Source organism: Streptococcus varani, assembly GCF_001375655.1.
GTDB lineage: Bacteria > Bacillota > Bacilli > Lactobacillales > Streptococcaceae > Streptococcus > Streptococcus varani.
Window position 1 is genome coordinate 228387 of sequence record NZ_CTEN01000003.1, and the last position, 17028, is coordinate 245414.

The 17028-nt window shown below is 38.0% G+C and carries 12 protein-coding genes and 2 pseudogenes; 1 reads left to right on the forward strand and 13 read right to left on the reverse strand.

The genetic code is table 11. From position 1 onward, the window contains the following. Positions 1–49: 49 nt before the first annotated feature. The 13 genes and pseudogenes from BN1356_RS07180 to BN1356_RS07245 form a co-directional block, all read right to left on the reverse strand. The gene (locus tag BN1356_RS07180) at positions 50–4519 is read right to left on the reverse strand and encodes a PBECR4 domain-containing protein (RefSeq protein ID WP_245620318.1); all 4470 of its coding nucleotides are present in this window, start codon (positions 4517–4519) and stop codon (positions 50–52) included. A gap of 132 nt (positions 4520–4651) precedes the next feature. Beyond that, positions 4652–6421: a group II intron reverse transcriptase/maturase gene (gene ltrA, locus BN1356_RS07185; protein ID WP_245620319.1), complete on the reverse strand. Its 1770-nt coding sequence runs from the start codon at positions 6419–6421 to the stop codon at positions 4652–4654. A 731-nt stretch (positions 6422–7152) separates the two neighbouring features. Then, positions 7153–8187: pseudogene (locus BN1356_RS07195) on the reverse strand (CHC2 zinc finger domain-containing protein); the annotation flags it as partial. A gap of 18 nt (positions 8188–8205) precedes the next feature. Then, on the reverse strand, positions 8206–8463 hold the full coding sequence (locus tag BN1356_RS07200) for a hypothetical protein (RefSeq protein ID WP_093650727.1): 258 nt from the start codon (positions 8461–8463) through the stop codon (positions 8206–8208). Between the two features lie 123 nt (positions 8464–8586). Then, entirely contained in the window at positions 8587–10953 is a 2367-nt protein-coding gene (gene mobP2 / locus BN1356_RS07205; RefSeq protein WP_093650728.1) for a MobP2 family relaxase, read from the reverse strand. A 19-nt stretch (positions 10954–10972) separates the two neighbouring features. Then, positions 10973–11533 (reverse strand): hypothetical protein, encoded by a 561-nt coding sequence (locus BN1356_RS07210; protein WP_093650729.1) that lies wholly within the window; start codon positions 11531–11533, stop codon positions 10973–10975. Between the two features lie 10 nt (positions 11534–11543). Continuing rightward, on the reverse strand, positions 11544–11999 hold the full coding sequence (locus BN1356_RS07215) for a hypothetical protein (RefSeq protein ID WP_093650730.1): 456 nt from the start codon (positions 11997–11999) through the stop codon (positions 11544–11546). Between the two features lie 12 nt (positions 12000–12011). Continuing rightward, positions 12012–12803: a DNA/RNA non-specific endonuclease gene (locus BN1356_RS07220; RefSeq protein ID WP_093650731.1), complete on the reverse strand. Its 792-nt coding sequence runs from the start codon at positions 12801–12803 to the stop codon at positions 12012–12014. Further along, positions 12800–13150: a hypothetical protein gene (locus BN1356_RS07225; protein ID WP_093650732.1), complete on the reverse strand. Its 351-nt coding sequence runs from the start codon at positions 13148–13150 to the stop codon at positions 12800–12802. Before BN1356_RS07225 ends, BN1356_RS07220 begins: the two co-directional genes overlap by 4 nt. Beyond that, entirely contained in the window at positions 13143–13478 is a 336-nt protein-coding gene (locus BN1356_RS07230) for a hypothetical protein (protein ID WP_093650985.1), read from the reverse strand. The genes BN1356_RS07225 and BN1356_RS07230 overlap by 8 nt, the downstream gene beginning before the upstream one ends. Positions 13479–13905: 427 nt before the next feature. After that, the gene (locus BN1356_RS07235; protein WP_093650733.1) at positions 13906–14172 is read right to left on the reverse strand and encodes a hypothetical protein; all 267 of its coding nucleotides are present in this window, start codon (positions 14170–14172) and stop codon (positions 13906–13908) included. A 57-nt stretch (positions 14173–14229) separates the two neighbouring features. Next, positions 14230–15185 (reverse strand): annotated as a pseudogene (locus BN1356_RS07240) (transposase). A gap of 270 nt (positions 15186–15455) precedes the next feature. Next, entirely contained in the window at positions 15456–16460 is a 1005-nt protein-coding gene (locus BN1356_RS07245; protein ID WP_093650734.1) for a hypothetical protein, read from the reverse strand. A gap of 78 nt (positions 16461–16538) precedes the next feature. On the opposite strand from BN1356_RS07245, the gene BN1356_RS12880 reads away from it, so the two are divergent. Continuing rightward, positions 16539–16919, forward strand: a complete 381-nt coding sequence (locus BN1356_RS12880; protein ID WP_245620320.1) for a hypothetical protein — start codon at positions 16539–16541, stop codon at positions 16917–16919. The last annotated feature ends 109 nt before the right edge of the window (positions 16920–17028 follow it).

Below are 17028 nucleotides of genomic sequence, written 5' to 3' on the forward strand. Positions count from 1 at the left end.
TTGTTTCTTGTACAGTAAAAGGCAGTCTCAATCGAGACTGCCTTCTGGTTTAGCGGCTTGGCCCTTTGGTTGGGGGCTTAGGAAAATTTGGCCCTTGTCCTCGATTTTTTCCTAATGAATAGGGGTTGCTATGTTTTTCAACATGTTTCATCATGTTAGAAACAGTTTTATGAACCCGTTTCAAAGAATCCGCTAACTGCTTATCGTCTAATGCTTTTAGATTACCTGTCCAGCTGGCCATATAGTTAATCGCTTTTTCAGAGGTATCTAGTCCAAAATGTTTAGATAAAATATGACTCGTCATCTCAGATTCTAACTCCTTTTGTCCTTTCGGCAATTCCTTGTAATCGTCTGCCAATTTAGGATTATGAAGTGTCGCATGTGCGAGCTCATGAATCGTGGTAGCAATTTTTTCTCCAGGTGTGTTATCTGGGTTGATCAGAATAAGCTGTTCACCTGGATAAAAGGCACCTTTTGCGTTTCCTAAAACATGGACTTCATCTTTCATCATGGCAACACCAATTTTTTCAGCGTAATCACACAAGCCTTCAAGCACTTCTTTGGTCTTAACTTTATCCACGTTAAAGTTATAATGACGGTTCGGTATAGCTTTTGGATAGCTTTCTGGTTTCAGCGTTGTTTGGGACAGCTCAAAGACCTTGTAGGTGGTGAAACGTGAATAACCCGTTTTAGGATCTCTTTCTTGAAATTGACGAACAGGAAGTTTACCATCTTTCACCAAAACTTTCTCTTGTGGAGTTGCTTCAGAAAGCATTTTGAATTTTGGATTACCTCTATCATTTTTAATCTGATGACCACTTTCATCAAGAACTGGAATCATCTTGACCATCAATGGTCTAAACAGTGTGATTTGTGATTTCTCTCCTGTTTTGACAGACAGTCCCTGGTGTACCACTTCCTTGGTTTCACCAGTTCTTTTATTTGTATAGGTCGCCTTTGTCTGGATGACATCCTCTGGCTTAATCCCTAAGGCCTCTCCCATCGCTTGCCATTGGTCATAGGTAGTGACTGCATTGGCCCCACGCCATTGTTCATGAATGAGGGCGACATTACGAGGGGATAACTGAGGGAATTTACTCATGAAATCCATGTATTCCAGCAAGTCTTCGGGTGACTGGGTATATTCACGAATTTTTTGAAAAGCATGTTCACTGATTTCATAGGCAGAGGCATTGGTATAGTCAAACGGTTCATCAGGTGTCAAAGTATGTTCCTGTTCATCTTCTTTAACTTGATTTTTAGCTGTTTCTTCAGCCATGATCTCTTCAATTCTTTGGGCTAATCCAGCCTTCATTTCTTGATTAGGAGATTGGAAACTTTCTTTATGGCTACTCGCTTCATCTTGAAGAGCATCTTGTGCCTTCAAGCTCTGCTCATTAGCTTCAGTGGCAATTTCCTGATTTACCTCCTGGTTTTCCAGCTGAGAAAGAACCTTTTCGTCGATGGCTGCTAACTCAGGTTGTCCTTCTAAACGACGATATCCAAGCCCCAATAAACGTGATATAGGTTCCGTTTCATCACCAACATCATAGCGAACATTATCTTTGATTAGAGTACCTCCAGGAGCATACACGTCAAATTTAACTTTAGTAAACGGAATATAATTTGCTTGATTTCCTGTTGCCATACTTTCTTGATGACGTTCATAAAAGGCTCCATTCTGCTTGTAAAGCTCTTCAGCAAATGTTTGATACTCTACAAGCTCTGTTTCCTTAAATGGAATCTGAGGACCGTCTGGCCATATTTCAGCCCATTGAAGGCGTACATGGTAGTTTTCATTATAAATACGATCCTGACTCCATTCTCGATAGAAATTAGAATCTTTATCAATCAATCCCATCTGATCAGCAGCACTAACCACTACGCCAAAGTTACCTTCATGTTTATCTGAAAGTTCATAATAGCGTTCCCAAGCTACTTTAAACTCTTTAAGCACTTGTGTTCCAAGTTTTCTAGGGTCTCCTACATTGTATGCGGCATCTAACACTTGGGTGAAAAGTTCTGATGAGATTTCATCATTGTTAACAATTTCTTGAGTCGGTACAAGAGCTTCTTCATATTGCTTATTCTCCAAAATAGATAACATTTCTTGACCACCATCTTTAACATACTCTTCATTAATTGACAGTTGGTCAAGTTGCCCTTTTCGTTCACGATAAACTCCCAAGATAATGTTTTCTTCAGCTGATTGAGCTAACTGATTTTTTAATCCTATACGTAGCTTCATCAAACTAGCAGGAAAAGTGGTATTATCAACAGTCCTAAGTGCTAAAATAATATCCTCATCTCCAGACTTAATAGCTTTATCCAAATCTAAAGAATGAAGTTTTGGAACTTCAGACAGATCTCCAAAATAGAATGAATCCGATTCTACAATTGCTGGCAATTCAGGCAAGACTTTTAACTTATCAAATGCTGCACCTTTATTGGCTAAGAGAATTGTGTCAAAAGCACCATTACCATTAGCAAAATCTTCCAATGTTTGCTCTGCTGACTGACCTTCCTTATATGGAAATACGCCTGTTAAGTGCTGAAATTTATCTTTATCAAATGACACTTGAAGTGTCTGTATAGAAGCATTTTCTTGATAAAAGTAGTATATTTTACTATCTGCTAATTCATTCAGATACCAGTTAGCAACTTGTTGTAGCGTACCAGCATAGCGATTCAATTTCACTAAATCCTTATTACTAACAGCATGATAATGACGCTTATTAATTGACTTCCCATCCTCATTTATGCTAAAATGCAGTAAAGGCTGAGGCTGAGTTTGGCTTGGTGACAAGTCATTCAAAGGTTGCGATACGTTCGCTTCAGGTAGAGGTGCTGCCTCCTGATTTTCAGGAAAATCCCCGATTGTACCCTCAGCGTTTTTTTGTTGTCCAAAAATACTATCCGTCTCTTGAGTCATTTCAAGGGGGTTTTCTTTTGCTTCTGAAACAGAAACCTCCTCTTGGGTGGATTCTACTATCTGATAAGACTGTGATTCAATACGAGATATCAACATTTCTACGCCAGATCGACTAAGAACCACTTCACCGTCTTGTTCCATCAGGTAATGATAAAAAGCATTGGGAGTTGTCACAAAACCATAAGTATAATCCTTGATACCTGCTTCATTCAAGGGGTATTCTAGCATTCGTTCTATAGACTGCGACAGATTATTGAATGTTCTAGTGCCATAATAAGCTCCGAACTGTTCAGCTGATAGACTTTCAAGTTGTTTATTTGTTAAGTACGCAGCGACAGCGAGTTCTCCAATAAATCGGGTTGAAATATCTACTCCTAGCGTGCGTTGGTGCGGTTTCAAAGCTTGGTATAGGGAATCTTGTTCCACCGTGCCTTTGTTTTTATACAGATCAACGGTCTTATCATCGATAGAAGATAAAATTGGTCGAAGTGGCCCTAAAACCTCTAGTCGCTTATCAGTCATGTATTTGAGTGGGTGGCTATTCCCTAGATTGCCAAAGACATTATACAGGTAAAAATCTGTGTCAAAAGTGATAGATATTTCTCCTGCTTTTATACGAGTTTCTAATTGCTTCACTAATTCTTCATTTCCTTGTTTAAGAACATCATAGGTCACAATTTTTGGTTCACTCGCTAAGGATTCTGTATCTTTATGTTGGATCAAAGGAGAATCAGAGGATTTTAGTTCGTATTTATCAACAATTACTTTAAATGTATCTTCATAGTAATCAAGGACCTTTTCCCAAATTTCAGGAAGATTGGTTTGTAGTTTTGTTAGAAATTCCACTTTTTCCAAATCCGAAAACTCTTGATCAGAAAGATAATCAAGAATACCGTCTCTATCGAGTACATGACCTTCAAGCGAGAGATAACCTGTTGCACCATCATTGCTTGAGTCTTCAACATAGAGTTCTGCTCCAGCTACTCGATATTTTCTATCTTCAAGCATGCCGTGGAACTCCTCTAAAACAAAATCTTCAGCATCCCGATTATGAAGCTCTTCATCATGCCACAAATAATATCCAGTATCATCTTTGATAATATCAGCAATAATCTCTTCCACTTGACGCAGATAGTCATTTGGTTGCGTAGATTGATGGGACAACTCTGGTATCATCTGGTATTCTGTTTCCAACCTCTGGACAATTTCGTCGTAGGTATTGTAGAGTTTCTCCCCAGCAGAACCATTAATTTTTATATAGTCTTCTCGAGGTATTCTCTCATAACCACCTAACAAATAGTACAGCGTACGTAACTCTGTCCCGGTTCCACTGTACAAATGAATCAGCGAGTGATCACTATTGTTATAAAGACCGTTAGTGAAGTTTTCTGATTTGCCTAGATAAATACTTCTGTTTCTATCTTCGTTATGCAGTAAAACAAGATGGTCTGGATAGATCGCTTGTAAAACACGAGGGGAATCTATCGCATCAACTAGCGGATGAGTTGCAAGTGAAGGATCAGTATTCGGGTTATCTAATTTCTGATCTCCCTGACCTAAACGACTCGTGTCAGAGAAATTTTTCAAAATATATAGCGATAGGTAACCCTTTAAATCTTATTTCCTTTGCAATTGAAAATAAGTATTTTCTCTAGGTTTTCCCCCGCTCCACACCGTACGTGCGACTTTCATCGCATACGGCGTTCCAACTTGTTCTAATTAATTAATTTTAGTTAAATTACATGTTTCACGATATTTATTGAGCTTCTCCATCTGAACCTTAGTTAGATGGAGAAGCTTTTTATAACGTTCAATCGTTCTTTCATCTTTGGCATGGATAAGTTTATGAACCCATTGATGGACAATGATCAGATTAGAAAAATCATCTCCTCCACCTAACCTTCTTGGAAGTATATGATGACAATGGACCTCGGCAGCTGTTAGAAATACACCACTCACCGCACATTTCCCTTTTTGCATGGAATACTTTGAAATGCGATTATCTTCATATTCAAGTGAAAAGCCAATATTCTCAGAACTTTGTAGTTTCTGTATTTCGTTGAAAATGGATTGGTCTAATTGCTTATATGCTTTCATACGACCCTGTAAGGTATAATCGCTGATTTCTTGGTTCATAGGGACTTTCAGTCGCCATTGAATATCTGCAAGAGGGTAGAGATATAAACCTGCAATTTTATAGGTTCGCAAATTATTCTTATAGAATTTACGATAAACAGGCGGTGGATGTCGAGCTGTTTCATATTTCCCGACATTTTGTAAACGATTGAAGTGGGTAAATGAGAGAGAATAGGCAATTTTTGAAAAGTCGATATTGACGCATGTAGCCATTCTGTAATAATTATGAATGCCTAAAATGTAAGAATTATAAGCTTTGACATTCTGCCAGCTCGGACTTTTCTGCAATAGTTTCAAGTGTTCTTTCACTGTTTGTTTAATTCTTGCCTTATTCTTTTTGGAAACATGTGTGCTTGCCACATACTTTCCTTTATTTTGTATGGCTCTTAATTCAAAACCTAAGAATTCCGAACGTCGCCTCTTCAAATTAGTAACTTTAGATTTTTCTGGTGAAATTTCTAATTTGAGATGGTTATTCAAATACCCTTTGACTGCTTGAAATATCTTCCAAGCTTCTTTATAAGTTTTCGCAAAGATTTTAAAATCATCTGCGTAGCGTACAATATACATTTCCTTGAGGTTGGAATGTTTTCTGAGCTGACGCAGCCCATTCCATTTGCTTTTGTATGGGTATTGCGTCGGAAAGTTCTCCCACTGGCTACTTATCCATTGGTCTAAATCATTCAAGACAACATTAGATAGCAAAGGAGATAGAATACCTCCCTGAGGTGTTCCTTTGGTCGGAATCCCATGTTTATCTATAGGCGCTTTTAACATCTTTCCAATAATAGCCAGTACACGTCTATCCTTTATCCCTATCGTATAAAGTTGACTCAAAAGTTTCTTATGATTGACATTATCAAAGAAACTCTTAATATCGACATCTACAACATAGTGGAAGGTTGACTGATTCATCAGGAAAGAACACCTCGTGATAGCATCCTGAGCAGACCGATTAGGACGAAAACCATAAGAATGGTTGTAAAATTTTGCTTCACAAATTGGCTCCAACACTTGCTTGAACATCTGTTGTATTAGGCGGTCTTGCATCGTTGGTATCCCTAATGGTCGAGTTTTCCCATTTGCTTTGGGGATTTCCACTCGTTTTACAGGCTGAGGGCTATAGTTCTGCAAAGCTTTTCTAATTTCTTTGATAAAGCATTGTTTATCTTTCAGTTTAAACTCTGAAATGGTTTGTCCATCTACTCCAGCAGTTTTTGAGCCTGTATTCGCCTTTATCATCCGATAGGCTAGTAGGATATTATTTTCCGAAATGATGTGGTCATAGAGATTCAATCCTTTTCTACAACCTTGTTTACTCCGCTCATACAACCAATCAAAAGTATATTGCATATTGTAATATTCGAAATATCGCAATTTCGTACTCACCGATAGATTACTTCTCCTAACTTTTGTTAGTCCTATCCTCTTACTCGACCCTGTGAGTTCATTTAACTATTATTAATTTTTCAATGAACAAGTCTTGAGGCTATCCCCCCACTCATTTTCATGAGTTTCAACAGTACTGTGCCTCTACTCTCACGAGAATTAAGAAATTTCAGCGTTTGCCTTATACTCAACACTCCGTTAACAGACGTTTCATTAAGTGTTTCTCGCTTTCCACGTTCCAATGATTCTAGCTGTACATCAATCCTTAGGTGCTTACTATGAGCCTGAACATTTATCACATCATTGTTTGTGATTCCGAATTTCATGGGAACGACGCTTACTTTTCGGTAATGTTCTTTGCACACGCAACCCTCTATCTTTCGAGTAGAGTCGACTTATAGACCCGTACATTCGCAAGTTCGTCAGTTTCTCAATAGAAACATTCTCACCATAGATTGTTTTTAGCATTCCGACATATCCGCAACCGTATAGAATGCGCATTCTACTTAGGTTTTGTTCTGCCGACTTTACCTGGCTTCACACCTTCATGTGCTGTTACGCATGAACGCATGCAGGAGTATCAAATCAGTTGTTTCAGCCAACATGACGGCTTTCATTCCAACTGTCAAATCATTAGTTGTCATTCACTTTTTTTGCGTGAATCCTCTCTTTTTGCGTTAAGCACTTATAGAGAAACGTGTCGCACCATTCCAATCTGATTTTTCTTGGCCAGGTTGCAAGTTCGGCATGGCCTCTATGACAGCTGCTCCTTTGTCACGTAAAGAAGAAATAAAGTTACGCCCGCCTTCGTCATTGTCTACTGCTAGAGTGATCCAGTCTGCATGTTTTCCATCCGCAAAAAAGTTATTATCAATCGCCGTCTGCAATCCTTCAGCTAATTCATCATGACTCCACCGTAGCGGTCGTCCTGAAACATCCGACTGTAGTTGCGCTACGTGTCGACCTACGACTGCTTCCTTCAAACCATCCATTGAGATTAGCCGCACATCTTGGAGGCTGTTTCGATGCAATTCATAGTAAGACATGAGATCAATAGCACTCTCCGCAAAGATAAGACGGTTAGGCTGACCAATATCCACGTGCATACCCGTAATACCATCTGAATTTCTGACAATATTCTTAGCATAGCCACGCTCAGGCCACTTCTCCCAATTTTCTTCAATCCCTTGTAGAGTTGCCCCAACAATCTCTCCTGAGAAATCAAAGGACTTAAAAACAACAACTGGTTCAATACTGCCATTGACTTTAGCATTGGCTTGGGCTAGTACTCCTTTTTCTAGGAAAAAATCAATCGTTTCATCTGAAAGACCACGTTGCTCTTTTAGATAGCTTCTACCCGCTTCAAATGGCTGTTCATAAGGTTTCAGATAGTAGTTAAAAGATTCCTGTACTCGCTCGGCTATTGTAAATTCCTTGAAAGTCCCATCATTGAGATAATCGATCGCCTGATTAAAATTAATCTCTTTCATGGTCTGGACCAAAGCAATGACATCGCCGCCTTGATGACGTGAGAACCAGTTCCACATGTTCTTGTCAGGTGAAATAACCATCGAATCATGTTCTTTCCAACGATAATCTCTCCCTGATTGAAACAACTCCATGTTCAATTCACTAGCAACGTCTAAAATATCCCGAGATCTAGCGTGCTCTACTCTCTCTCGACGACTCTTTCCACGTGACCATGGTTGGTTTGTGTGTTCTTCTACCATAAAAATTCCTTTCATTCATTAAAAACACTCATAATTTGATTGATAAGGCGTTGTTTCAGAAATCCTAAACATTTCTTTTGGTAGTTGAACGAGTTCTCCCACCGAAAGATTTTCAAACTGCTCTGGATTATCCTGATAGCTGAGTTCCAACTCCAAATCACCATTTTTTCCTTGTCCTGCGAAAAGAATATTCTTCTGACTGTCGTCCATGGCTTTAACCAACCAGCACGCTTCAAAATCAAATTTTTCCTCTGAGACACCTGGGAAATGTAACATTATCTTCACCTCCTTTACTACAGTTACTTCTAGTGTAAGAGATAATTAAAATTCATGCGTTAAGGGGATAAATCAAAGGAGTTTTTCATCAAAAAAAGCCATTGATAGCTTATCAATGACTAATTAGCGATGTGCTTGTCTGTGTTCCTCTTGTTCCTCCCGTTCATCACTACGTGCACGTTCCATTAGTGCTCTTTTGCTTGCCTGCTGCGAACGGGTGAGGGAAGCCGTCAATTGTCGCATGAAGTCGGTATTGATTCTACTGCTTCCTTGTGACTGTTGAAGTTGAGTCTTTTTAATGACTCTACGCGCTTGTAATTGCTTCGAAACAGCTTGAGTAATCTGATTTTGAGTATCTTCAGTCGGTTGTAGTTTGGTGTACAAACGTTTCAACTCCGCAAAACTCTGGGAATTGGCCAATTTCATCTCTTTAATAGCCGATTCATCCGACAGCTGTTCCATCTGTTGGTTTCGATTATTAATCTGATATTTCAGCTGAAAAATAGAGACTTTTGTTTGGAGTTCCTCAATGTAAGCTTGTTTGGTAATTGTGGTTCCCTTCAGCAAGCTGAGAATACTATCGTCTTGAATTTGGTTGACCAGGCCTATCTCTGCCCGTAATTGTCTGATAGGAAGCTGTATCGCACCAGCGGTTGCTTTATCGATGGGTAGAGCAACGCTATCCTCAAACTGACTCGTTAAGCGTTGCTTCAACAGCTGATTATCTTCTGAGAGCTTGTAGTTAGGGATTAATTGTAACTCTATAGCTTGTAGCTCCTGAGTTATCGCTTGTTTCTTAAAGTCCACAAATGGTTGATCAGAAACCAGTGGCTGAATCTGTTCTAACAGTTTTTGACGAACTTGTAATTCCTTCTGACTAGCTTCTAACATACTGAATTTCAAGGCATAACGGAAGGTCCCTAACTCCCGACGTTCTTTTTCTGTTAAATCCGTTTTCAATTTAGCAGCATCCACTAACTCTTTTAACTCACTTGATGATAATAAGGACAAGTCTTTCAGAGTTAATATCTTCATCTGAATATTTTCTGTCAGCTGACTGATATCATACACATAGTCTGTTACAAACTCTGGCTGACCAATTCCAGTGCCGTGCTTGTCATAGGCTTCATAAACAGGCTTTACAATTTCGATAGGCTTACCCCCTTCTTTTACAAAGTAGCCTAATTTTTTCCAGGCATTTAAACTTTTTACCACGCTTGCTTCAGGGAACTGTTCTAAGATTTTTCTCTGATTCAAACTAGAAAAGCTTTCCAAATTTTTTTCCAGCTGAATGTCTTGAATCTGAGGAGAGGCCTCCCTGAAGGATTTTAAGATAGTGTTGGCCAAACGTTCCCTTAGATTCATCACACGACGGGCCAGATGATGTTCCAAATCATACCCCTTTGATTCAGCTAAGGTTCGAATCGTTTTTCCATCGACCTTTCGGATTTTTTCATAGATTTGATTTTTTTCAGATGAATAAACACCTTGATAAGTTTTTAGAAACTCCCTGGTCTCTTGTAAAAATTCTTGGTAGGCAGCATGCCCTTCATTCTGTAAGTAGGAATCTAGGTAACGATCAAGAAAAAATTTACTCACCGCAAAATCTCTAGCATGAGAAGCATAACGCCATTTCTTACCCGATGGCAGGTGATTGTAGGCCTGTTCCAAAAAATTTTTTTCAGCGGAAGACGTAATTTTATCTTCCTGGTAGACAGAAGCCATCAAATTAGCCTTCAGATTAGCCAGAACCTGTTCTTTTCGAATCAAATTTGACCGTATTTCCTCTTTGAGAAGTCCGTGATAAACACCACTTTTAAAACGGTTGATCGTCTTCTGAGAAAAATTCCCCTTATATTCCATACGGCCACGTGGGCGATAAAATATCTTCTCACGGTTTGATTCAACTTCAGAAAGGCCAAAATGAATATGGATGTTATCTGTATTGAGATGAATATTTCCCCACCAAAATGCAGAATCTGAAAGGCCTTCTTTCTGAATCAGTGTAGGCATCATGTCACGCATAACGGCTTTAATTGCCTTTTGATCAACCTGTCCAGTCGCAGTATCATAGAGGCCTTGTTCAGCTAGAAAAGCATTATCAAATGAAATGACACCCTGCCAGAGAAGGGAGCCATTTTGATAAGCAGATTCTAACTTATTTTTGAGATCTGTTAATCGTCGTTTCTGAAGATAATCTGCTTCCTGAGTAAAGATAGCTGTTAGTTCTTCTGATTGATTTTCCGTCGCATATGAGCGGTTCATATAGTCAATATACTCACGAAAATTTAACTGTGTTTCAGGAACAGCTTCTTGAATCCGATTCATTTCCTCTTCAGTCAATCCCTCTACCATTTGACGATTCATTTCTAAGGATAACTCCTCCTCGATCTTGACGGCTTCATCACGGTTTGTGTAATCCACATATTGGCTATTGGCTTCAGTGTATTGAAGCATAAAGGTAATATTAGGGCTAGAAGATAGACTCATCTTTCCTCCTCTCTCTTGATCAATATAAACCATCTTTTCTTAATTGAGCATAATCCTTTAACAAGGGCTGTAACTCTTCCGCTTCAACTTGAAAAGCATTTAACCACGGCCCTGACTGGGAAATATGTAGCTCTTTTTGATCCTCAATAAATTGCATAGGAACTAATAGGACAATAGGATCTTGCAATTCTAAGCCATATTCTTTTTCTAAGAAAGCCACAATAAAATCTTGATCGCCTTTAGTACGAATCTGCCAATGTTGAGAATTCCCATTTTTCTTTTTGTGCAAGGAACTATACTTCACATCAATCATCAATCCTTCAAACCAAAAATCATAAACGGGATTATTTTTCTTGAAATATTTATTAGCATCAGTTGCTTCTGGAACATACTTTTGAAAAAGCTCTTCGGCCATTCCACCAAGTCTAGCATTCCTAGAACCATATTGAATTTTATCTTGTATTTTCAGACAACCACTCTGTATCAACTTTAAGTGGGCGATATGAGTTGGTAGGCCAGACCGTTTCACGGCCTCATGAAAATCTCCTGTTTCTAAATAGATATCAACAATATCTGCCATTTATCTAACCTCAATGAGAGTGTTTCATCGTTTGTCCTCGACTAACATCCTCTTTAATAATATCTTCAATACGTGCAATCAGTTCATTTTGTTTTGGATCAAAATGAGAGTGAATGGATTCCAGGTCTTGAATATCAAAATGACTTCCCTTTGTCCCTACATGAAAATTCGTTAATTCCAAATAGAACATTTGATCCAGCTGATGACGAATGGATTTCAAGAGTTTTTGTTCATCTGAATTGGCCAAATTTTTTTCCAGACGAGACAGTCTTTCGGAGAACGATTGTCTGTCTCCCGTTTCTAAAAAGAGTTTATGAAAAGTATGAATGACCTTAACCACTGTCGCTGAATTATTCGGACTCTGCCGATTCAAACTTCCACCGATTTCTTCTTCCAGGTAGGCTTTAATTTCCATAAACTTCTGTAGTGTCTCTTCGTTAAAATAGACGTTGATTCTTTTAGTCATTCTATTTTCTCCTTACTGTAATTTTTTTGACGTTCCTGTTAAATAGTTAATATCATACCCTGGTTGGATATTAAAAATATAAATATCAAACGATATGGTATCATCTTCTACACTCTGTGCTTCCATACGGATACCACGAGCAACTAATTCCACATTTTTAAAAATCGGTGTCACACGATAGCGGACATGATGGTTTGTTTCTTTAACATAGTTTGCGACCATATTTTCATAATAAACCATAGATGATTGTTCTTTATCAAAGTTTGCATTAAGGGCACGTGTTCCTATAAAAAGATTTTTCATATTGGCATTCTCACCACTTAATTGAAAACCAATCAAATGAGAACGATTATACAAATAATCTTCTTTTCCATTGAACAGGATTTTTTTATTTTTCCAGCCAGTCGGTTTGACTGATGAAATATCCTCACGTTCATTTGTTGGCATCAACTCTTGACCCAACATCGCCTCCGCAATCCCAACCCTATTTAAAAAATCTAGGTTACTGTATTTTTCCCATGAGCCATTCTTTAAACTCAATTCCTCTGCCGTAAATTGTGCCCTGTCATTCACTACAATGACTTGATTTTTACCATCAAATACTTTTGTTTTCAGTTCTTCGTTTTGTGTATGATGAGTATTACCCAATTCACCATTTTTTTCTTCAGGTGAACTGGATATGTTCAATTGACTAGCTAAATCATTTTGGGTAAAGGCACTTTTTAAAAATTGAAAATTTTGTGGCTGAACTAGAAAAATGGTAATGAAGCAAAGGCTGACCAATAAGAATTTATTTTTCTTCATGAACGCCCTCCTGCTCCTCTCTCCGCAGCAAGTGCATCCACATCATCCATAAATCGTAACCAGTCAATGGTCAACTCTTCTACAATATCTTGCTTGGCACTATAAGCCAGTAACTTAATCTCATTTTTAAGTAAATGATCCAAAATATTGGCTTGTTGTTCTTTAATATCTGCCAATGTCTCCGCAAACTTATTATCATATAAATCCAATCCATCATTCTCTACAATTCGTTGAAGTTGAGCAAGCATAAATTCATTGAAGGATGGATACTCATATTTCTCTGCTATCATATGTAGCTGTGCCCATGTTTTTTCTGGAATGGATCTAATTTTAATTTCTTTAGTCACTACTTTCCACCTCTCCTTCATATTCTAACCAGCGTGAAATATGATCAGCATATCGAGCCATTTTTGACTCAAAATCAGATAATAGTTCTGTCTGTTTTTGAGTCAAAAACAAAACATGGTCCGACGTTAATTTCATATTTTCTAAATGTGCCAAATAGTTTGATTCAACCAAATTGAATTTTCCCTTTTCAATTTTTTCACGACACATCCTCAGTAAAAATTCATTAAATGATTTTGCTTGAGTTTCTTTCGCAAGTGCCTTTAAGTATTCTACCTCTTGATCAGATAGTCCTCGAATTTCAATTCTTGTTTGATGACCTTTTGCCACTTTAATTACCTCACTTTCTACAAAATAGAGTGCCCTTCTTCTTTCTTTTGACGAGGCAAAAGCTAAAAGAAGCAAAAAAGAAAACCTCAACCTCGCAACGTCACGAACCAAAATGGTTCTACTTTTGCGGTTTTTCCACACACAAAGACACACTACTGCGGCTAATGCCTTTTGGGGTGTCTTGTGCTAGAAAAGAGCATAAGGGAAACTGTCCCCACGTACCGTATGGAGTTGATAGTATCAACGTTTCCCGTACCGGTAATTTTCTCGGCTACGCCTACTTACACACACATGGGTTACACACCTATACACACTAAAAACAGTTGCATCCACACTTAAACACACTATAATAACCACGAACACACACAAGGCTTGACCGCCAAATTGAGAGGTTTATTCAGCTGAAAAGGGAGCGATTTTAACTACTTTAAGCTCCTTCTTCATCTTCTTTTTTAGCAGCTGCACGTCTTGCCTTTTCCTCTTCCTTAATAATCGCAAGTTCGGTTTTTAGATCATCTAGGATGGTTTCATAGGACTGCTTCTTGTCCTTTTTCAATTGGATCTGAACGTAGATTTTGCCAATTTGCTTTTGAAGATTTTCTTCGGCAAGCTTCCGTTCATTTTCGAGTAAAGCAACTTTTTTCTTTGCCTCTTCTAGTTCCAAATCAATTTTTGTAAGATCCTTTTTTGCCATAAAATAGCCTCCTTCATTTTTATAATTTCAGTATAAGGGATAATCAAAATTCCTGCGTTAAGGGAAAAATGATAACCAAAAGAAAAAAGAGGCTGGGCAAAAAGTAGCTTCAAATAAAACCACACGGTGATTTCTGTCTTGAAAACAATCAAGATGAAAAAATCACTGTGTGGTTTTTGAGTATGTGAAGTTTTAGAGGCTAGATTCTTGGCCAATTTCGTGAGATTCATACTCATGAAGAGGAATCCAACCTCCGTTTGGACGGCTCGATTGCCTCTGACATGAACCCTGCGCACGCCAAAAACACTCTTTAATCGGCCAAAAACGGGTTCAACATCGATTTTCCGTTTGGCATAGATTCGAGAGCCTTCTTCGCTATGTAATTCTTCCTTGATGAGTTCTTTAAAGTAATTCCAAGTTGGATTGTAATGGATTTGTTTCTGGCGACCACTTTCTGTTTTGGAAAGTTTTTCTAACTCTTCTGTGCCTTGTATGTTATCCGCCTCATAGATTTTCCCATTTAGGGCATCTTCATATTTATCAACAGCTCTTTTCCAAGTGAAAGAGTAGAGATTAGCATCAGCTTCTAGCTTGGTGCCATCGATAAAGAGAGCCTCGTCTTCAATCATGCCATTTTCACGCATGAGGAGGGTGAAGTAAATAAAGGCAGTCTTAATCAGGTTGTTGGCATGCTTACTGGAACGAAAATTATTGATGGTTTTGTAGCTGACGTAGGTATCCTGGCTCAACCATTTCATGGGAATGACTTCCTCATTCATCTGAACCATTTTGCGACCAGAAAAGACCTGACGAGCGTAGGCGAAGAGCGTCATCTTCATGAGCATAGCCGGATGGAAGGCAGGACGGCCAGTGTGTGATTTATCTTCCAATAAAACATGATTAGGGATACTGTCCACAAAAAGACTGATCAATCTAACTTCATGATTCATAGGAATATCGTAGGCAAGATTTAGTTCCAAACTGAGTTGATTTGTGTTATACTCTTTATACATGATCATGGCTTTCTAGTTGTTTTGTCGTTATTATAATTATAAACCATGACATAGGGAAACGAGCATCTCCAACTGCGGAAATGCTCGTTTTTTCTATTCTGAAGCTACTTTTTGCCCAGCCTCAGCATCACATATTAAAAATCTCTCTTTAGTAAACCGTCACCGTTTTTCATAAAAGCTGCTTTTCGACTGAGTTTGAATTTCATTAGTGTGTGATAAAAGTCTAAACTGGCTGTTAGCAATAAACTTTCATAAGAATTTTCCTCCTAGTTATTTCATTTCTACTGTTTCAATTGAGTTCGAAAATTCAAAGGTTCCATCCTTGATAGCGAGCTCTTTTTTCTCTAAACTATCAATTTTAATTTGGACCTTTTCAATATTTTGAGTAGCTGTTTCAATGGATCTATTCTTAGTTTCGATGTTACTCTCAATGGTCGCAATATCCTTTTGGTTCGATTCCAAATCATCTCCTGAAAGATATTCTGCTTCTTTGAGTAGTCCAGATTTTCGAGACTCATCATCCTCAATTGAAACTTTTAATTGTTCAATAGAGTGATTCAATTTTTCAATTTGACCCTCTTGGAAAGACTTCTCTTCTATGATTTCTGATAGGGCAAATTCCTCACGAGAAACACTTTTTATCTTTTCTTTTTTAAGCTTACTATTTTGAGTCGTGACATAGAACTGAACAACATTATTATCATCAGTATCTTCTGCTTTCATAGGCTTCTCTTGTTCATCTGAAGGGCTAGAAATATCTATATCAATTGAACTGGTAACAACAGTCAAATTCGTAATATCAATCGCATAAGCTCCAAAATTTTCGGGAACATTTCGGATAATGACAGAGATTTTATTATCTACAATTGGAACAATCTCCATTTTGGTCTCTGTTGTTTTTTTCTGAGCATATAGGTCCCATTTGAGACGTTTGGTATCAATCCCACGATCAACTGGAGAGGTGGAATCTTTCGTTTCAAACTGTAAAACAATAATGCCTGTTTCAGGAGAATAGGTTTGACTAGACAGTCTAATTTCACCTGTTCCATTGACAAACGTTCTCTTTGTTTTGAGCTGTTCATCGGTATAGGTTTGTCTCTGCGGAGAATAAATAGCTCCTAATAATAAGCTTATCCAAGCTGTAAATAATACTGAAAAAATAACTAGCTTACGCTTAATAACATTGTCCTGAAACCATCTCTTGATTTCTATAAATGGTCTAGCAATTGAACTGGATTTTATAATTTCAATCCAACTGTTTATTTTGTTTATCATAAAATGATATGTCCTTTCTAATTTAGGATGATAAATGGTAAAATGTAGATAGTAATAGCAATTTGTGAGGTGACTAGTTTGAAACATGACCACGCTTATTCAAAACACTTTAAGAACGATATTTCACCAGAAAAAGCCTATGCTTATTTTCATACTAAGCCCATTGAGCCTGGTGAATTTAGATGCGATGAGAACTGTCCTGTTCCTGTAATATTAGTCAATGTAAGAAATACTCCTGACAAATGGAAAGTCCCTCCTTACTTCAAATATCATAAGGGCTATGATAACAAGCACTCCTCACACTGTCCAAATGTTTTGGAAATCAATAAAACACCTAAACACTCCTCTAAAAAAGAAGCAGGTTATGGTTACAAACCGTCTGGTGAAATTATTATTGAATTATCTACGAGTAATCCAGTGGCTTATGAAGACGTTGGAGTTTTTCAGCTAGCTTCCTAAGCTGGAAAAGTTTCACAATCTAGTCAATCCGATTTTGAACTTCCAGTAGTTAAGAAACGCTCTACACGTCTGTCAAAATTATCGTCAACCATTAATCGTTTCCGCTCTC